The organism is Metabacillus sp. SLBN-84, assembly GCF_053629595.1.
In genome coordinates, this window is record NZ_JBRJIP010000001.1 from 3,676,751 (window position 1) to 3,695,574 (window position 18,824).

Consider the following 18,824-nt stretch of genomic DNA (forward strand, 5'->3'; position numbering starts at 1 on the left):
AAAGATGGCTTAGTATTCCTTCTCTAAATCGACCGGGTTTTCAAACGATGATGGGTCAACGTCCAGGTAGTTCCTTAAATTCCGCTTGAAAATCTCCATTGCTCTTGGAAGGTAGTTCTTTGTAATGCCTGACAAATGAGGCGTAACCGTCACCTTCTCCATTTCCCAGAACGGATGATCTTCTCTAAGCGGCTCTTCTTCAAACACATCCAGTACAGCATGCTGCAGGGAACCTTCATTAAGGGCTGTGATCAAATCCTCTTCCACAACGGCATCCCCGCGCCCAATGTTGATGAAAACCGCCTCCTTCTTCATCTGCCTGAAAGCACCCAGGTTCAGGATATGCCTTGTCTCTTTTGTGCTCGGAAGGACCGAAACAGCAAAATCCGCTTCCTGAAGACCCCGGTGCATCTCCTCAAATGTCAGAATCTCATCAAAGTAGTCCACCGGCTTCCCGGAGCGGTTCATTCCTACTGCTGTCATGCCAAAAGCCTTAGCAAGCCTCGCTATTTCCGTGCCTATTGCTCCCGCTCCCAGAACAAAAATGGTCTTGCCGTAAATTTCATTCATCACGACTCTCCGGTCCCACTTCCGTTTTTGCTGATTTTCAGAAAGCTTAGCGGCGTCTCTTGAGATTTGCAGCATCATTGATAGTGTATATTCAGCCATCGGGATCTTATGTACACCTTTAGCATTTGTTACAAGAATTTTTTTTTCACGCAATGCTTCAAACGGCATCCTGTCCATTCCGGCAGATGCGACCATGATCCATTTCAGGGACGACGCCTCTTCAATGATTTCAGCCGTCAAATCCTCCCCGTAGGTTAAAATCACTTCGGCATTGTGCAGTTCATCTCCAGCTTCATCTATTTTGTTGTCAAAGCTGAACTCCGCTTCTGGAAATCCTTTTAATAGGTCTTCTTTCATATGTACTGGCAATTTTACTGTAGAAAATACGTTCATTGTTTCTCCCCCTTTTTTTGTTAGTTTACCAAAGAACAAAAGCGGAAGCGCCTTGGTCAGATCCGAAAGGCAGATAAGAATCCGGCGGAAAAGTCCGGGTTTGACTTTTTTGACGGATTTGTTCTGACAGAGGATCTAGGCGCTGGAGCTGGACGAGAATAACTTTGTTATTTTATCCACATCCTTTTATCCATTATAATTTCTTTAACATATAAAAAGCGTGCAGGAATCTGAATTCCTGCACGTACAATGCGCTAACGAATGAGGAGGTTATGCCTTCCATACAGCATACTCACAGATGAATGGTTCTGTCTGGACGTTTGCCTCATGTTCACATATTTTCTTTTATATACTGCAGCGCTTCTTCTACATGTCCTTTTACTTTCACTTTTCTCCATTCTTTGGCGATTTCGCCGTCTTTGTTAATGATGAAAGTAGAGCGTTCGATTCCCATGTATTCTTTGCCGAAGTTTTTCTTAAGCTTCCACACTCCGAATTTTTCTGCTGCCTCATGTTCTTCATCAACAAGAAGGAGAAACGGAAGGTCGTATTTTTCTTTGAATTTTTCGTGACGGTTTTGAGGATCCGTGCTTACGCCGAGAATGACGGCATCCAGTTCTTCAAAGCTTTTATGCTGATCCCTGAAATCACAGGCCTGAGTCGTACAGCCCGGCGTCATATCTTTCGGATAAAAATAAAGCACAACGTTTTTCCCTCTGAAGTCAGACAGCTTCACTTTTTCCCCAGTATCTGCTGTCAGTTCAAAATCAGGAGCCATTTGGCCGGCTTCGATTGTCATCGTATCATCCTCCGCTAAAATAGGTTTACTAAAAGATTACCCAATTCAGCGGCAGGATACAACTTATGACACTTTATCCATGCCCCATACGGTTCTTGCTACAAACACCGCCGGAAGCACATAGCCGATCAGCGCCTCAAGCACGGCAAGCAGGCGGCCGAACCCGATGGGCACAACATCCCCGTATCCCAGGGAAAACAGCGTCACCGCACTGAAATATAAGCATGTATGCAGCCGCTCAAGGTACGTCCCTTCCAATATCACCCCATTGTCCACCAGCACCACAAAGCCGCTAGCGTCAAGGATCAGGTACATCATACTGAAACCAATCAATATGGAAAGATACAGAAAGATCACGATCAGCAGGGTGTCAATGGAGAGAAAATTCCTTCTCGAAAATGTCCGGATGAAAATGTTGAAGCTCATCAGCAGGCACAGCGTTACAGCTACCGCAAAAAGCCCTCCCATGTATGCAGCACCCCATGTCCAAAACAGGTAATGATACAATATATACAGGAAGGCTTTGTTTATTCGGCCTGTCTGAAAATTACGGCTGTCTCTTGAGCATCTGGACGAAAAACAACAGGCTGAAAGACAGCAAGATCAGGATTCCCGTTAAAAGCCAGGCAAGGTTCATATCACCTGAGTCCATGGCAATATAAATAGCCGTTGCCGCCGTCTGGGTCTGACCGGGGATATTGCCCGCAAACATCAGACTTGCCCCGAATTCCCCCAGGGCTCTTGTAAAAGAAAGCACCACTCCCGTTATGAGAGACGGAACGGCAAGAGGCAGCGTAATGTGGAGAAACGTCTGCATCCCTCCTGCCCCGTCCACCCTGGATGCATCCTCAATTTCCCTGTCCACCATCTGAAAACCAAGCTTTGCCGCCTGATACATAAGAGGAAAAGATACCACTCCTGCAGCGATGACAGCGGCCCAACGGGTAAAAATAACAGGAGATCCCATGACCTGCTCGATCAGCCTCCCTGCCGGACTGTTCACACCGAATACGACAATCAGCAAAAAGCCGACAACCGTAGGCGGAAGAACAAGAGGAAGCATCAGGACGGTTTCAAGGAGCGTCTTGCCTTTAAATGAGGCTCTCGCCATCAGCCTGCCTGCGATAATCCCGAATGCAGCCACAAAGATAGTTGAAATCACCGCAACCTGGATGGACAGCAGAACCGGTCCGCTTGCATCAGTCCACATGTTCGTCACCTGCAGGCAAAACAGCAAATCCGTACTTTTTAAATACCTGCTTTGCCCTGTCTGTTTTTAAAAAATCATAAAAGGCTTCTGCTTCTTTCGGATGCTTCGTTCTCTCCAGAACACCTGCCGGATAGACAATGTCCCCATAAGAATCAGGATCGATGCTTTCCTGCTTCACTTTTTTGGACTGCAGGGCATCTGTCCTGTAGACAATTCCAGCATCGACGTTTCCTGTCTCTACATATGAAAGAACCTGCCTGACGTCCTTTGCAAAGACGGTTTTCGCTTCCACCATATTCCATATACCGTGATATTCAAGTGCTTCTTTTGCATAAGCTCCCGCAGGCACAGTTTCAGGAATGCCGATTGATATTTTCCTTGCCTCGGGCAAGTCCTTAAACTGCAGGCCGCCGCCGGCTGTAACCATAACAAGTTCATTCCCCAGATAGTCCATTTGATGAGAGGCGCTTATGTATCCTTTTTTGCTCAGTTCCGTGAAAAATGGTTTCGAAGCCGAAATCAGCAGATCTGCGGGAGCACCCTGTTCGACCTGCTTCTGAAGGGAACCGGTTGAGCCGAAGTTTATTCGCACTTCAATAGAAGGATTTTCCTTTTCAAACTGTATTTTTACCTCCTGAAGAGATTCCTTCAGGCTTGCTGCAGCCGAAATAAGCAGCACGGTTTTCTTTTCGGGTGATGCCTGTCCCCCGCAGGCGGCAAGCACAAGACATAGTAAGAGTAAGAGATAGTTTCTGCGCACAGGTGCCCATCCTTTTCATAGGTTCATCATTTCTATTATACTAGTCTCATGTGACGTTTTTCATCTTATTTAAACGTGCTAGAATAGACAGCAGACTTATTTTTCAGGAGGATTCTATGAATTTCACAAAATCTGAACAGCTTCATTCCGAAGCATTAGAACATATTGTCGGCGGGGTGAACAGCCCTTCCCGCTCCTATAAAGCGGTTGGCGGAGGTTCACCGGTTGTGATGGAGAGAGCGAACGGAGCTTATTTCTGGGATGTGGACGGCAACAAATACATCGATTATCTTGCTGCGTACGGCCCGATCATCACAGGACATGCCCATCCGCATATTACAAAAGCCATTCAAAAAGCGGCAGAAGACGGCGTACTTTACGGGACCCCAACTCCGCATGAAGTGAAATTTGCCAAGATGCTGAAAGAAGCCATGCCGGGCATGGATAAGGTACGCTTTGTCAACTCAGGTACAGAAGCGGTCATGACGACCATCCGTGTAGCCCGCGCTTATACGGGACGCGACAAAATCATTAAATTCGCAGGCTGCTATCACGGACATTCCGACCTTGTGCTCGTGGCAGCAGGATCCGGTCCTTCCACCCTTGGCACCCCCGATTCGGCAGGCGTGCCGAAAAGCATTGCCAATGAAGTCATCACGGTGCCGTTTAATGATATCGAACCTTTTAAAGAAGCGCTTGATAAATGGGGAGATCAAATCGCAGCTGTGCTTGTTGAGCCGATCGTCGGCAATTTCGGGATTGTCGAGCCGCTGCCTGGATTCCTTCAAGCAGTGAACGACCTGACACACGATGCAGGAGCACTCGTCATCTATGATGAAGTCATTACAGCATTCCGCTTTATGTACGGAGGAGCGCAGGATCTGCTCGGCATCACCCCTGACCTTACTGCCCTCGGCAAAATCATCGGCGGAGGTCTTCCAATCGGTGCATACGGAGGCAAAAAAGAGATCATGGAACAGGTTGCCCCGCTCGGACCTGCTTATCAGGCGGGAACCATGGCCGGAAACCCTGCTTCCATTCTGTCCGGCATTGCCTGCCTTGAAGTTCTGAAGGAAGAAGGCGTCTATGAAAAGCTGGACAAGCTTGGTCAGATGCTTGAAGAGGGCATCCGGAAGCATGCAGAAACCCACGGCATTCCGATTACGATGAACCGCTTAAAAGGAGCCCTCACCATTTACTTCACGACTGAGAAAGTAGTGAACTATGAGCAGGCTGAAAAAACGGACGGCGAAATGTTCGCCAGGTTCTTTAAGCTGATGCTTCATGAAGGCATCAACCTTGCTCCGTCCAAATATGAAGCATGGTTCCTCACTACAGCTCACACGGAAGAAGACATCGCACAGACACTCGCAGCAGTGGAGCGGTCATTCAAACAATTAAAGACTGTATAAATATACAAATTATTCAAACAGGGAATTTACTCCCTGTTTTTTTCTTTTTTCGCATATGTTTGAAAACGTTTACAAATAAGCCATTCAGCCTTTTGTATGAATATTTAAACTTTTCTGGCATGTATGCCTCCACCAAAAAAATGCATAAATAATTGAATTTTCATAATCTAAATGATATGATTAGTATTACATTTCTGAAAATTTTGTTATTAAATCTCACAAAGAAATCTATGTTTTTACATGATAGATTCATATTTTACCCGGGAGGTGAAGGCTATAAGCGGGAAACGAATTCCCCTTTCAAGCCGCTTTTATGAGAGAAAACTGGAGCCCAAGTAAGTTTAAGGACTTTCACAACGCAGAGCATGACGCTTGCGGCATCGTGTCAGTCATTGAGAAACGGAAAGTCCCGACAAAAGAAAATATTGACCTCTGTATTGATGCCCTCGTGACGATGAACCATCGTGCAGGTTTCATCAATGGCGAAGGTGACGGAGTCGGCATCCATATCGACATTCCAAGAGCTCTTTGGAAGGAAAAGCTTGAGAATGCAGGCCTTGACCCGGCGCTTGCCGAGCGCGGAGATTTCATTGTCGGCCACCTGTTTCTATCCAAAAACGAAAACCCGGATACACTTAAAAAAGAAATCAGGCAGCTTCTTTCTGATAAAAACTTCGAACTTCTATTTGAAACGGACAAAGTAACAACTTCATCTGCACTTGGACCCATCGCTTTACAAGAAGAACCTCTCTTTTGGCAATTTGCCGTGATTCCTGCTGGAAATTCTGATTCCCTGAATAAGGATCTATTTGAGCTGACGATACAAATCGAGAAAAATCATCATGTGCATGTGGCATCGCTCAGCCAGCATGCAGCCGTCTACAAAGTAATGGGAGCAGGAGATGTTCTTCCGAAGTTCTATCATGACCTTGCAAACCCGCTTGCAGCGTCAACGATGACTCTTGGCCATAACAGGTATTCTACGAATACGCTTTCCACTTTTTTTCGCGTGCAGCCATTCAGCCTGCTTGGCCACAACGGAGAAATCAATACCATTGCCAAGCTTCGCGATGAAGCAAGGATCATGGATGTCCCGCTTACAGACGGAGGCAGTGATTCCCAGGATCTGAACAGAACGATTGAAACGCTTGTTGCACGAGAAGGATACAGCCTGTTTGAAGCACTTGACGTTCTGTTCCCTCCTATTATTAATGAAATCAAAGCATATCCTGATCACTTGAAGGATTTGTATACGTATATCCGCGAGGCGTGGGGCCACTTTGCACAGGGACCTGCCGGCATTATTTCAAGATTTGCCGATGAAGCTGTCTTCAGTGTCGACGCACTCGGCCTCAGACCGCTCTGGAAAGTGGAATCTGTTTCTTCCTATATTTTCGCATCAGAGCCGGGGATCATTCCGAACTCCCTTTATGCGGGCGAACCAAAGCCGCTTGGACCGGGCGAGAAACTTGGCCTTAAGTGGAAGGAAGACGAGATGGAGCTGTTTGAATATCCATCCCTTCAGGAAGAAGTCTACAAACGATTCTCAAGCAGACTTGAAGTGGACGGCTACAGAGAACGGCTTCTGCACCCTGTCAGCAAAGGCAAATGCTCTGCTTCGCCTATTTTCAAAGTCCACAACGGACATTATGCTGCTTTCGGCTGGGACCGCGAGCATATCCAGCTGCTTGAGCAAATGGCTGAAAAAGGCGCTGAGCCGATCCGCTCGCTTGGACACGACGGACCGCTTGCAGCCATCCATCCGGACCGGAAAAACATCGCAGACTTCATTAAAGAAAGTGTTGCGGTTGTTACGAATCCGGCGATTGACCGTGACCGCGAATCCGAGCACTTTTCAATCCGATCGGTTGTCGGCAAACGTCCTTCGCTGACAGAGCAGCATGATAAAACGGCGATGATTGAACTGCCGTCACCGCTTCTGCTTGAAGGCAAGCTCGGCATTATGGCTTCTGAGCAGATTGATCAGCTGCCTTATGAAGAAGTGATAGACTATTTTTCAAAAGAAAAGCAGCTTCACGTCCTTTCAGCGGTTTTCACAGAAGAGGAAACTCTTAAAGACGCTCTTAACCGCCTGAAGCTTGAAGCCATTCATGCCGTTAATGACGGCGCTGTCCTGCTTGTCCTCGATGACAGAGAAGCACATCAGAACGGCAAGCTCTGGATTGATCCGCATTTGGTCACATCTGTCATTGATCAGGCCTTAGTAAAGGAAAGCCTGCGCAGAAACTGTTCGATCCTTCTCCGCACAGGTGCGGTCAGATCTCTGCATGACATTATGGTGGCTTATGGATTAGGAGCAAACCTGATCAGCCCGTATATTTTGTTTGCCACGGTTGCTGAAGAAGACTCAGCGAAGCCTGCGGTCAATTTGTATGAGTCATTAAATAAAGGCCTTGAAAAAGTCATATCGACGATTGGAATTCATGAGCTGCGCGGATACGGAAGACTCTTCTCCGCTATCGGCTTAAATGAAGAAATTGAAAAAGAACTGAACATCGTTAACTTCCTTGGCTCTCCTTCTTTGAAATTCAATTTTGAAAGCATGAAGGAAGATGCGATTGAACGAAGCAGTGATTTTGAAAATGAAAAAGCACGTCCGAGCAAAACGTTCCACATCTTCCCTCGTATCTGGAAAGCAATCGGCGATGTCGCGAAATCCGGAGATTATGAAGGCTACCGCGAAAAGCTGACAGAGCAGGAAGAAAGCAATCCGATTACAATCCGCCATCTGACTGATCTGAAAAAAGGAAAGTCTTCTGTCCCTCAAGATAAAGTCAATATTGGCGTCGGCGATCACAGCCTTCCGTTTGTCATTGCCTCCATGTCATTTGGTTCGCAAAATGAAGTCGCGTTCCGCGCATATGCAGAAGCGGCAGAACAGCTGAACATGGTGAGCTTAAACGGTGAAGGCGGCGAGATTAAGGATATGCTCGGGAAATACCCGCGTACCCGCGGCCAACAGATTGCGTCAGGACGATTTGGCGTAAATGCCGAGCTTCTGAACTCATCAAACCTGCTTGAAATCAAGATTGGCCAGGGTGCAAAGCCTGGTGAAGGCGGACATCTTCCAGGTTCAAAAGTAACAGCAAAAATCGCTGAATCACGGAATGCTACAATCGGTTCTGACCTGATTTCTCCGTCAAATAACCATGACATCTATTCGATTGAAGATTTGGCGCAGATGATTTCAGAGCTGAAAACAGCCAACGATCAGGCTAAGGTTTCTGTAAAGGTTCCTGTTGTTCCAAACATCGGAACAATCGCAGTGGGAATCGCAAAAGCCGGCGCTGACATCATTACACTCAGCGGTTTTGACGGCGGAACAGGTGCTGCGCGTATTCATGCCCTTCAGCACGTCGGTCTTCCTGTTGAGATCGGGGTAAAGGCGGCGCACAACGCCCTGCTTGAAGCCGGTCTCCGTGAAAAAGTGGAGCTTTGGGCAGACGGCGGCATCAAGAGTGCGATGGACGTCATGAAGGTCATGCTGCTTGGCGCCAACCGCGTCGGCTTCGGTACCCTTTCGATGATTGCCATCGGCTGTACAACATGCCGCGGCTGTCATTTGGATACATGCCATGTTGGTATTGCGACACAGATTGAATCTGAAGCACAGGCGAAAGAGCACGGTCTCCGCCGATTTGTTCCAAGAAAGTACGACCCGTCTGTAGAAGGACTCGTGAACCTGTTCAGCGCGTTCGGTTCAGAGCTTCAGACATTGACTGCTTCCCTTGGCTTTACAAATCTTCAAGACCTTGTCGGACGTTCTGATCTTCTTGAACAAACCCGAGGCAAGGATGAAATGGACCTGTCCCTTCTTCTTGAGACCCTTGAAATTCAGAACATCTCACATAAAGAAGTGGCAGCAAGTCTTGAAAGCAAGCGTCTTGCCGTTGCTGCAGGAGCAGAGTACCTTGACTATGATGAAAGCGAACTTCACAGCTCAAGAGAATTTTCAAGCGTTACATCCGAGCAGCGCATTCTCGGCAGCCGCGTTTCCTGTCACAGGGTCCGCGGACGTCTTGACGGTTCATACCGCAAACTTGATGACATTGAGCTGCACTACAAAGAAGGTTCTATTCCGGGCAACGGACTTGGCGCCTACAACTCAAGCGGCATCAATATCCGCGTAGAAGGCGGCGCCCAGGACGGCACGGGTAAAACGTCCTTTGGCGGTACGATTCAGGTCTTCAAATCAAAAGGAGCAGACGGAAACTACTACAACGGTTCTGTTGGAAAAGGCTTCGGTTACGGCGCACAGAGCGGCCTCCTTCTCGTTCAGGGGAATGCAGATGCACGTGCAGGCATCCGCTTATCAGGTGCCGACATGATCATCGGGGGGAAAATCACAAAGCCAATCCCTGCAGAGGAAAATGGCAATATCGGGGTAAATGCCAACATAAAAGGATTTGCATTTGAATATATGACGAACGGACGCGGACTTGTCCTCGGCGATCCTGGACCATGGATCTGTGCAGGCATGACCGGCGGCGTCGTGTACGTCAGACACCAGCCCCAACTCGGCTTAACAAAACAGGCGCTAGAGCGCCGTGTTGCCAAAGGCGCCAAAATCGAGATCTCATCTCTGAATGCAAAAGGCAAAAACGATGTAACAGAGCTTCTGACAACTTACATCGAATCACTTGAAAAACACGGACAGCGTGATGAAGCAAATGAACTGAAGCCGCTTCTGAACGCAGTCGGAGATCACTTCATTCAGCTTGTTCCAGTTAAAGAACAGGCCGATCCATCTGTATCGACTGAGTGATTGCGGCACATTAAAAATAACACCTGCTATGCGGGTGTTATTTTTTTTACACAAACGGCATAGTTCTAAGTGGTACCGGATAAAAAACTTTCGAAAAAAGGCTTATTTTTTTCATGAAAACGGGAAAAAGTAACTTGAATAATTTCTTTTAACATTGTATAGTCATTACTTGTTTACCAGACACATTTTTCTGTCATAAGGTCCATTATCATATCAGTAAAGAAGGGAATGTAGATACACACCCAATGAAACTTGGTGCCCGCATTATCAAAACGGGGATTGCCATTACACTGGCTCTGTATTTGGCCACTCTTTTAAACATACCGTCTCCAGCCTTTGCCGGTATCGCCGCGATTTTTGCGATACAGCCTACGATTTACCGCTCTTATCTATCTGTTATCGAGCAGGTTCAGGCAAATGTCATCGGAGCAGCCTTTGCCATTTTATTTGGGCTGATTTTCGGTCCCCATCCGTTTGTTATCGGTTTAACTGTCATTATCGTCATTGCGATTAATTTAAGAATAAAGATTGAAAATACAATTCCGGTTTCAGTCGTGACCGTCATTGCTATTTTGGAGAGTCCCGGCGAAGATTTCATCGAATTTGCCCTGATCCGCTTTGGAACAGTTCTCCTCGGTGTCTTATCAGCATTCATCGTGAATCTGATTTTCATTCCGCCAAAATATGAAACAAAGCTGTATTACAGAATTGTGGATAATACAGAGGAAATTATTAAGTGGATCCGTTTTAACACGAGACAGGTGTCGGAATACACGGAGCTCAAGACAGATATTGAAAGACTGAAAGAAAAAATGATGAAGCTCGATCAGCTTTATCTAATGTACAAGGAAGAACGCGCCTATTTCAAACGCAATATTTATGCAAAATCGCGCAAGCTGGTGCTTTTCAGACAAATGCTGGTGACCACCAACAGGTCGCTTGATACCCTGAAAAAGCTGCACCGCCTGGAAAACGAACTGCATCACCTGCCGGAGGAATTCCAGAGCATTCTCGCAAATGAGCTGGACTATCTCGTTGATTTCCACGAACGAAGCCTGCTGAAATTTATCGGGAAAATCAAACCCGAGGCACCGGTGGAGTTTATTAAAGAAGGGCAGTTTAACAAACAGGAGCTTGTTGATACCTTTATGAACTTTAAAGGAAACTGCATTGACCAGGAGTGCTTCTACCACCTGCTGCCGCTTATCGCCATCATCATTGATTACAGTGAACAGCTTGAGCATCTTGATACGCTGATCAACAGCTTCCACAGCTATCATAAAGAGGAAAATGAACTTCAAATTTCGGAGCAGGAAGAGCCAAGTTAAACACAAAAGCGTAAGCGCCTCGAACAGATCCGATAGGCAGATAAGAATCCGCCAGAAAAGTCCGGTTTTGACTTTTTTGGCGGATTTGTTCTGACAGAGGATTTAGGCGCTGGAGCTGGACGAGGATAAAACTTATTAAAGTCAACCACACTCTAGCACTTGAAAAATTTCATCAAGCGACGAAAAAGGACTGAACGGAAATCGTTCAGTCCTTTTTTTTGTTATTCAGCGGCAGAAAGCTCGCTTTCTGTCACCCACTTGTGATTCTTCACTTCTTCGCCGCCGTCTGCAGGTACAAAGTCTACCATGTAAACAGTCGTTTCTTCTGCTGAGTCAATCGTGGCCTCTGCTCCCTCCATGCCTTCCATATGATCGGCTGCAAGGGTCACTTTGTCTCCTTCTTTGTATGGCTCTTCAGCTGCATCTTTAATTTCTTCATGAATGACCCATTTATGATCCGTGACCGGGTCTCCCCCGCCTTCAGGCGTATAAGAAACGGTGTAGACAGTTGTGTCAAATGCACCCGCAATTGTCGCCTCCGCACCGTCCATGCCTTCCATGTGGTCAGCGTTCATAACAGCTTTACTTCCTTTTTCAAACGCAGGATTTTCAGCTTCCTTCAAACCCTCAGGCAACTCGCCTGAACCTGAGTGGTTCATGCCTTCGTGACCGGCATGCTCAGAAGACTCCTCCTTCTTCTGCCCTTCATTTTCATTCGCACACCCTGCAAGCGTCAGTGAAAAAGCTGCAGCAAGAGCAAGCATCAATGATTTTTTCATTTCAATCATCCTTTCGTTATCGTCTAAAGTAATTTTAAAAGAAGATTGTGCAGAAAGTGTGCATATAAGCAACTCGCAAAAACTGTATTGCCACGGAATCTGCAGGAATCGGAGAATTGGGTGGCACTTATCCAGGAGATCAAAACCCTCAAGAACAGGAATTGGAGAATTGATGGCACTTATCCAGGAGATAAGAACCCTCAAAAACAGGAATCCAAGAATTGGTAGCACTTATCCAAGAGATAAGAACCCTCAAAAACAGGAATCCAAGAATTGGTAGCACTTATCCAAGAGATAAGAACCCTCAAAAACAGAAATCTAAGAATTGATGGCACTTATCGGAGAGATCAAAACCCTCAAAAACAGAAATCTAAGAATTGATGGCACTTATCGGAGAGATCAAAACCCTCAAAAACAGAAATCTCAGAATTGATGGCACTTATCGGAGAGATCAAAACCCTCAAAAACAGGAATCTCAGAATTGATGGCACTTATCCAGGAGATCAGAACCCTCAAGAACAGGAATCTCAGAATTGATGGCACTTATCGGAGAGATCAGAACCCTCAAGAACAGGAATCGGAGAATTGATGGCACTTATCCAAGAGATCAGAACCCTCAAGAACAGGAATCGAAGATTTGGTAGCACTTATCCAAGAGATCAGAACCCTCAAGAACAGGAATCGGAGAATTGATGGCACTTATCTGAGAGATTAGAACCCTCAAAAACAGAAATCTAAGAATTGATGGCACTTATCCGAGAGATTAGAACCCTCAAGCATTGGATTCTGAGGTTTGGTGGCACTTATCGGAGAGATAAGAACACTCAAGAACAGGAATCGGAGAATTGATGGCACTTATCGGAGAGATCAGAACCCTCAAAAACAGGAATCTAAGAATTGATGGCACTTATCGGATAGATTAGAACCCTCAAAAACAGGATGGCACTTATCCAGGAGATCAGAACCTTCAAAACAAAAGAAGGACGCTGACCCAGTCAGCATCCTTCTTTCAATGAAGAAATCAAGTAAACTCCCCCTCAATGCTTCCCCTTAGGATCCAAAGCATCACGCAATCCATCCCCCATTAGGTTAAAGCCAAGAACCGTCAGCATGATGGCAATACCCGGGAAGAAGAGGGTCCATGGTGCCTGTACCAGGTACTGCTTAGAATCTGCTAGCATTTTGCCCCACTCAGGGTTCGGGGCCTGGGCTCCGAGTCCGATGAAGCCAAGGGCCGCTGCCTCGATGATGGCCGTTGCGATGGCCAGGGAGGCTTGGACGATAATCGGCGAAAGGCTGTTTGGCAGCACGTGCACGAAAAGGATCCGTGTATCACTTGTGCCAAGGGCTTTTGCGGCCATGATATACTCTTCTTCTTTTACGCTGAGAACCTTTGCCCGGATCAGTCTTCCGAAGTTCGGAATGTTGATGACGGCGATGGCAATCAGGGCATTTTGAAGGGATGGCCCAAGGATGGCTACGATCGCGATGGCAAGCAGGATGCTTGGGAACGCGAGCATGATGTCAAACAGCCTGGAAATGATGCTGTCGATGACGCGGCCGTAGTATCCGGCAAGGATTCCAAGCAGCGTTCCAATTACAGCTGATCCAAGGACGGAGAAAAATCCCACCCAAAGGGATATACGCGCGCCGAACAATACCCTTGAGAAAATATCTCTTCCAAAGTCATCCGTTCCAAACCAATGCTCGGATGACGGAGGAAGCAGGCGCTTTGAGAGCTCCTGATCATCAATGCCCTGCGGTGCAATAAGCGGAGCAGCTATGGCAATAAAGATAAAAAATAATACGAGAACACTTCCTGCGATCGCGAGTTTATTTTGCAGAAATAAACGGAGTTTCTGCTGAAAAGGGGTGATGACCTTTTCCTGTTTGATGATGGCTGTCTTTTCTTCTTGAAGTGCCGGCAGTGACATGGCATTCTCCCCCTTTTCTAGTATTTAATCCTCGGATCAATGGCTGCATACAAGAGATCGACGATCAGATTGATAAAAACAAAGATGGCGGCAATGACTAAGATGCCCGACTGGATGACCGGATAATCACGGTAGCTGATGGCATCGAAAATATACCTGCCCATCCCCGGCCAGCCGAAGATGGTTTCTGTCAGGATCGCCCCTCCGAGAAGCAGTCCTGTCTGAAGACCGATAATCGTTAAAATTGGAATGACTGCATTTTTCAAAGCGTGCTTGTACACAACCCAGAACATGTGAAGGCCTTTCGCTCTGGCTGTTCTAATAAAATCGGATTCCATCGCTTCTATCATGGTTGATCTTGTAATTCTTGCAATAATGGCCATCGGGATTGTAGCGAGGGCAATTCCCGGCATCAGAATATGCTTCAGCACCTGAACAAACTGATCAAACCTTCCCTGCAGAAGCGTATCAAGCAGGTACAGATTGGTGATGCTGTCTACAGGATTTCTGATTTCCTCCCTGCCTGTTGTCGGCAGCCAGCCAAGCTTGATCGAGAAGACGTACTGCTCCATCAGGCCAAGCCAGAAAATCGGCATCGACACACCAACTAAGGCAATGATCATCGCTATGTAATCGAACCATGAATTGCGGAACCATGCACTGATGATCCCCGCATTGATGCCGACAACGATGGCAATGACCATCGCAAAGATTGTCAGTTCCATTGTAGCGGCAAGATAAGGCGTCATCTCTTTACTTATGGCGGCACCTGTCCGGATGGATTGACCGAGATTACCTGTCAGAAGTCCGCCGACGTAATCAAAATACTGTATGTACCATGGCTGATCGAGTCCAAGCTGCTGTGTTAATTTTTCAATGGCCTCCTGTGTTGCACGCTGCCCGAGAATGACCTGTGCCGGGTTCCCCGGTATGGCTCTGATGATGGAAAAGACAACGAGCGTCATTCCGATCAGAACAGGTATGAGCAGACCGATTCTTCTAATTGTATATGAAACCATTTTCTCACCTCTCTTAAGCGAATAGTGCCTCTTAAAAAAGAGAGGAGGACAGGTCCTCCTCTCAACTCATTACTTAAATTCGACCTTTGTCAGGATGTCAGAACCTGTTGGATGCGGCTTGAAGTTCGTCAGCTTGCTGCTTCCGGCCAGGATTGGCGTAGAGTGGGCAAGCGGAATCCAAGGTGCATCTTCTTTAATGATTTCCTGTGCTTTTTTGTATAGCTCGTTTCGTTTTTCCTGATCAGCATTGGATTGTGCTTCAATTAAAATGTCATGAAGCTCATCGTTGCTGTAGTACGTGTAGTTGTTGCTGCCGATGCTGTCTTTGTCAAGAAGCGTGTAAAGGAAGTTGTCGGCATCACCGTTGTCGCCTGTCCATCCAAGCATGAATGAGTCAGCTTCCCCTTTTGCCGCTTTATCAAGGTAAGTAGCCCAGTCGTACGTTTTGATTTCTGCTTCAACGCCGATTTTGGCAAAGCTTGATTTGATGACTTCCGCGACTTTCATTCCTTCAGGCATATATGGACGAGGAACAGGCATTGCCCAAAGCTCCATTTTAAATCCGTCCGGATAGCCTGCTTCTGCTAAAAGTGCTTTTGCTTTTTCAAGATCGTACGGGTATGGCTCAATGTCATCGTTATAGCCCTCTAGTGAAGGAGGCATCGGATTTTTCGCAGGCTCTGCAAGTCCGCCGTAGAAAGAATCGATAATGCCCTGCTTGTCAACCGCATGGTTCAGTGCCTGGCGCACAAGCTTGTTGTCAAGCGGCTTGCGGTTTGTTGTCAGACCGACATAGCCAACGTTCATAGACGGACGCTCGAACGTCTGAAGGTCGCTGTTGCTTGAGATCGATTGCGTATCAGACGGGTTTACACCATCCATTAAGTCGATTTCGCCTGTTTGAAGGGCATTTAAGCGTGCTGAGTTTTCAGGAATCGATTTGAAGATAACCTGATTTAATTTCGGATAGCCCTTCATCCAGTAATCTTTATTCTTTTCAAGAACGATTCTGTCGTTTGGCTTCCACTCTACAAATTTGAACGGGCCGGTTCCAACTGGATTTTCTCTGAATTTGTCGCCGTGCTTCTCGATAGCTGCCGGGCTTGCAATGCCGAAAGGAGACATGGCAAGGTTCTTTAAGAACGGAGCTTGAGGGCGTTTTAATGTGAAAACAACTTTGTTGGCGCCGTCTGCTTTTACTTCTTTAATGACATGTCCTTCGTCCTTTTTAAAGCCACCGAACATTGTGTAGTAAGGGAATTTGTCTGCATCTCCATTCATCCAGCGCTCAAAGTTGAAGACAACCGCGTCTGCATTGAAGTCTGTGCCGTCATGGAATTTGACGCCTTCTCTTAGAGTAAGTGTGTAAGTCAGGTTATCCTCTGACACTTCCCATTTTGTCGCAAGGCCTTCCTGTACTGTTGTATCCTGTTCACCATAGTTTAAGAGTGTTTCAAAAACGTTGACTGTTACTTTGAAGGCTTCCCCTTCTGTAGTTGTAATCGGATCCAGCGAAGTAGAGTCACCGCCGCGTCCAAAAACGAGGCTGTCCTGTTTCTTTTCACTGCTTCCGCCGTCGCCGCCTTCTGATGAAGAGCTGTCAGAACTGCAGCCCATCAAGGCCGCTGATAAAAGCAGCACAAACATAATTGAGACTAACAGGCTTTTCTTTTTCACGCATACATCCCCCTATTTTCTAGTGATGAATCTATCAATCACGCCTCGTGTCACTCATACAAGTGACATGCGACATAATGACCTTCTTTAACTTCCTTCCATTCCGGTTTTTTGACCATGCATGGTTCAAAGCATGCCGGGCACCTCGTGTGAAACGCGCACCCTTTTGGCGGGTCAGACGGGCTGGGAAGATCCCCTTTTAACACAATCTGCTCTTTTACCGCTTCCGGATCAGGCAGCGGCACAGCCGAAAGAAGCGCCTTCGTGTACGGGTGCAGCGGATCTGCATACACCTTTTCGCTGTCTGCAAGCTCTACTAAACTCCCTAAATACATGACTCCCAGTCTGTCGCTTATATGGCGGACAACCCCGAGATCATGGGAGATGAAGATATACGTCAGGGAAAATTCCTTTTGCAGATCCTTCAGCAAATTCAGGATTTGCGACTGGATGGATACGTCAAGGGCAGAGACCGGCTCGTCTGCAATGATGAGCTTCGGATTTGTCATCAGCGCTCTTGCAATCCCGATTCTCTGGCGCTGTCCTCCGCTGAACTGATGCGGGTAGCGCTTGCCGTAGGCTTCATCGAGGCCGACAATCCCAAGCATCTCTTTCACCTTTTTGCGGCGTTCTTCTTTGCTGCCGATTCCGTGGACAATGAGCGGCTCTTCAAGAATTCGTTCAACGGTCATCCTCGGGTTCAGGGAAGCATAAGGATCCTGGAAGACCATCTGCAGCTCCCGCCTCATTTTTCTCATTTCCTTAGGAGATTTCGTTAACAGCTGCTCCTCGCGGAAGGCGACCGATCCGTCTGTCGGCTCAATCAACTTAAGCAATAGGCGCCCCATCGTTGATTTGCCGCAGCCGGATTCCCCGACAATCCCTAGGGTTTCTCCTTCGTACACTTCAAAGGACAGGTCATTAACCGCTTTTACCGCTCCCACTTTTCTGCCGAGAACCCCTCCCGTAATCGGGAAATGCTTTGTGAGCTTTTCTACTTTAAGCAAAGGCTTCGTCATGCTCTAAAGCCTCCTCTCTCGCTAAAAAACATCTCGACTGGTGCGAATCCTGCAGTTTATAAAGCGGAGGCGAATGCTTCACGCACTCTGCCATCGCATATTCGCAGCGGCCTGCAAACAGACAGCCTGTCTGCACAGTGCCCGGACGCGGCACCTGGCCCGAGATGGAATACAGCCGTTCATTTTTCTTCCGGATGTCCGGAACAGATTTCATTAAGCCCTTTGTGTACGGATGCTTCGGATTTTTAAAGATGGTTTTGACGCTGCCTTCCTCCACAACCTGTCCGGCATACATGACCATGACTCGGTCGCACATTTCCGCCACAACTCCGAGGTCATGGGTGATAAACACGATGGAGGTATCCATTTTTTTGTTCAGATCCTTCATCAACTTCAGAATCTGAGCCTGAATCGTCACATCAAGCGCCGTTGTCGGTTCATCTGCAATCAGCACTTTCGGATCACAGATCATCGCCATGGCAATCATGACGCGCTGCCTCATTCCGCCTGAAAGCTGATGCGGATACTCCCCGTAAAGCTCTTCAGGGCGCGGCAGGCCGACGAGCTTCAAAATTTGAATCGCCCGCTCTTTCGCCTGTTTTTTCGTCAGGCTTAAATGAACGCGGAGAGACTCTTCAAGCTGGTTCCCGATTTTAAACAGCGGATTAAGCGAGGTCATCGGTTCCTGAAAAACCATCGCCAGTTCATTTCCCCGCAGTTTGCGCATCGATTTTTCGTTCAGCTTCAGCAGATCTTTCCCCTGAAACAGAATTTCACCTGAGAGCTTTGAAGTTTTTTGGGGCAGCAGCCCCATAATGGATAGGGAGGTCACGCTCTTTCCGCAGCCGGATTCTCCGACAATGCCGAGAACTTCCCCTTTATGTACGTCAAACCTGATCGAATCAACGACACGCGTTTCTTCTTTTCCCTGCAGGAACGTAATGCTCAAATCTTTGATTTCCAAAATCTTTTCCCGCGACAGACCGCTCACCCCCAGTTTGGACACCCTAAACAGCATATGAAGCCGGGTGACCCGCTATGTCATGTTATTTCTGTAAGATACTATTAAAACTACTTAAAATTTGGATATGTACAAATTATAGACTAAAAATTCTAAATATTAAAATAGTTCATTACT

The 18,824-nt window shown here is 47.0% G+C and carries 14 protein-coding genes; 3 read left to right on the forward strand and 11 right to left on the reverse strand.

The features are described from left to right. Positions 1-9 precede the first annotated feature (9 nt). The 5 genes from RKD52_RS18595 to modA all read right to left on the reverse strand — a co-directional run bounded on the left by RKD52_RS18595 (position 10) and on the right by modA (position 3,732). Positions 10-963, reverse strand: a complete 954-nt coding sequence (locus tag RKD52_RS18595; RefSeq protein WP_454100871.1) for a D-2-hydroxyacid dehydrogenase — start codon at positions 961-963, stop codon at positions 10-12. Positions 964-1,294: 331 nt separating this feature from the next. Then, positions 1,295-1,762 carry a thioredoxin-dependent thiol peroxidase gene (bcp, locus tag RKD52_RS18600; protein WP_369735728.1) on the reverse strand — a complete coding sequence of 156 codons (468 nt, stop codon included), beginning with the start codon at positions 1,760-1,762 and terminating at the stop codon, positions 1,295-1,297. A 63-nt stretch (positions 1,763-1,825) separates the two neighbouring features. After that, positions 1,826-2,230: an ion channel gene (locus tag RKD52_RS18605; protein ID WP_454100872.1), complete on the reverse strand. Its 405-nt coding sequence runs from the start codon at positions 2,228-2,230 to the stop codon at positions 1,826-1,828. A gap of 79 nt (positions 2,231-2,309) precedes the next feature. Further along, on the reverse strand, positions 2,310-2,972 hold the full coding sequence (gene modB, locus RKD52_RS18610; RefSeq protein WP_454100873.1) for a molybdate ABC transporter permease subunit: 663 nt from the start codon (positions 2,970-2,972) through the stop codon (positions 2,310-2,312). Beyond that, a complete protein-coding gene (gene modA, locus RKD52_RS18615; RefSeq protein ID WP_454100874.1) occupies positions 2,962-3,732 on the reverse strand; it encodes a molybdate ABC transporter substrate-binding protein in 771 nt (256 codons plus the stop codon). Before modA ends, modB begins: the two co-directional genes overlap by 11 nt. A 116-nt stretch (positions 3,733-3,848) precedes the next feature. Between modA and RKD52_RS18620 the strand changes: the two genes are divergently transcribed. The 3 genes from RKD52_RS18620 to RKD52_RS18630 all read left to right on the forward strand — a co-directional run bounded on the left by RKD52_RS18620 (position 3,849) and on the right by RKD52_RS18630 (position 11,258). Beyond that, positions 3,849-5,144: a glutamate-1-semialdehyde 2,1-aminomutase gene (locus RKD52_RS18620; protein WP_454100875.1), complete on the forward strand. Its 1,296-nt coding sequence runs from the start codon at positions 3,849-3,851 to the stop codon at positions 5,142-5,144. 313 nt (positions 5,145-5,457) lie between these two features. Beyond that, positions 5,458-9,930 carry a glutamate synthase-related protein gene (locus tag RKD52_RS18625; protein ID WP_454100876.1) on the forward strand — a complete coding sequence of 1,491 codons (4,473 nt, stop codon included), beginning with the start codon at positions 5,458-5,460 and terminating at the stop codon, positions 9,928-9,930. Between the two features lie 245 nt (positions 9,931-10,175). Further along, on the forward strand, positions 10,176-11,258 hold the full coding sequence (locus tag RKD52_RS18630) for an aromatic acid exporter family protein (protein WP_454100877.1): 1,083 nt from the start codon (positions 10,176-10,178) through the stop codon (positions 11,256-11,258). A 221-nt stretch (positions 11,259-11,479) separates the two neighbouring features. Here the strand turns inward: RKD52_RS18630 and RKD52_RS18635 are convergent, their stop codons facing one another. The 6 genes from RKD52_RS18635 to RKD52_RS18660 form a co-directional block, all read right to left on the reverse strand. Further along, on the reverse strand, positions 11,480-12,037 hold the full coding sequence (locus tag RKD52_RS18635; RefSeq protein WP_454100878.1) for a DUF1541 domain-containing protein: 558 nt from the start codon (positions 12,035-12,037) through the stop codon (positions 11,480-11,482). Positions 12,038-13,074: 1,037 nt separating this feature from the next. Beyond that, the gene (locus RKD52_RS18640) at positions 13,075-13,971 is read right to left on the reverse strand and encodes an ABC transporter permease (protein WP_454100879.1); all 897 of its coding nucleotides are present in this window, start codon (positions 13,969-13,971) and stop codon (positions 13,075-13,077) included. A gap of 17 nt (positions 13,972-13,988) precedes the next feature. Then, complete coding sequence (locus RKD52_RS18645; protein WP_454100880.1) at positions 13,989-14,990, reverse strand: ABC transporter permease; 1,002 nt, start codon at positions 14,988-14,990, stop codon at positions 13,989-13,991. 69 nt (positions 14,991-15,059) lie between these two features. After that, entirely contained in the window at positions 15,060-16,667 is a 1,608-nt protein-coding gene (locus RKD52_RS18650; protein ID WP_454100881.1) for an ABC transporter substrate-binding protein, read from the reverse strand. Between the two features lie 50 nt (positions 16,668-16,717). After that, complete coding sequence (locus RKD52_RS18655) at positions 16,718-17,686, reverse strand: ABC transporter ATP-binding protein (RefSeq protein WP_342826785.1); 969 nt, start codon at positions 17,684-17,686, stop codon at positions 16,718-16,720. After that, complete coding sequence (locus RKD52_RS18660) at positions 17,667-18,704, reverse strand: ABC transporter ATP-binding protein (protein WP_369735738.1); 1,038 nt, start codon at positions 18,702-18,704, stop codon at positions 17,667-17,669. Before RKD52_RS18660 ends, RKD52_RS18655 begins: the two co-directional genes overlap by 20 nt. Between the last annotated feature and the right edge of the window lie 120 nt (positions 18,705-18,824).

What these genes read in the sequence shown, in the direction of transcription:
- RKD52_RS18595 (WP_454100871.1), bottom strand. Translation starts at nt 963, where the DNA reads ATGAACGTATTTTCTACAGTAAAATTGCCAGTACATATGAAAGAAGAC.
- bcp (WP_369735728.1), bottom strand. Translation starts at nt 1,762, where the DNA reads ATGACAATCGAAGCCGGCCAAATGGCTCCTGATTTTGAACTGACAGCA.
- RKD52_RS18605 (WP_454100872.1), bottom strand. Translation starts at nt 2,230, where the DNA reads ATGGGAGGGCTTTTTGCGGTAGCTGTAACGCTGTGCCTGCTGATGAGC.
- modB (WP_454100873.1), bottom strand. Translation starts at nt 2,972, where the DNA reads ATGTGGACTGATGCAAGCGGACCGGTTCTGCTGTCCATCCAGGTTGCG.
- RKD52_RS18620 (WP_454100875.1), top strand. Translation starts at nt 3,849, where the DNA reads ATGAATTTCACAAAATCTGAACAGCTTCATTCCGAAGCATTAGAACAT.
- RKD52_RS18625 (WP_454100876.1), top strand. Translation starts at nt 5,458, where the DNA reads ATGAGAGAAAACTGGAGCCCAAGTAAGTTTAAGGACTTTCACAACGCA.
- RKD52_RS18630 (WP_454100877.1), top strand. Translation starts at nt 10,176, where the DNA reads ATGAAACTTGGTGCCCGCATTATCAAAACGGGGATTGCCATTACACTG.
- RKD52_RS18635 (WP_454100878.1), bottom strand. Translation starts at nt 12,037, where the DNA reads ATGAAAAAATCATTGATGCTTGCTCTTGCTGCAGCTTTTTCACTGACG.
- RKD52_RS18640 (WP_454100879.1), bottom strand. Translation starts at nt 13,971, where the DNA reads ATGTCACTGCCGGCACTTCAAGAAGAAAAGACAGCCATCATCAAACAG.
- RKD52_RS18645 (WP_454100880.1), bottom strand. Translation starts at nt 14,990, where the DNA reads ATGGTTTCATATACAATTAGAAGAATCGGTCTGCTCATACCTGTTCTG.
- RKD52_RS18655 (WP_342826785.1), bottom strand. Translation starts at nt 17,686, where the DNA reads ATGACGAAGCCTTTGCTTAAAGTAGAAAAGCTCACAAAGCATTTCCCG.
- RKD52_RS18660 (WP_369735738.1), bottom strand. Translation starts at nt 18,704, where the DNA reads ATGCTGTTTAGGGTGTCCAAACTGGGGGTGAGCGGTCTGTCGCGGGAA.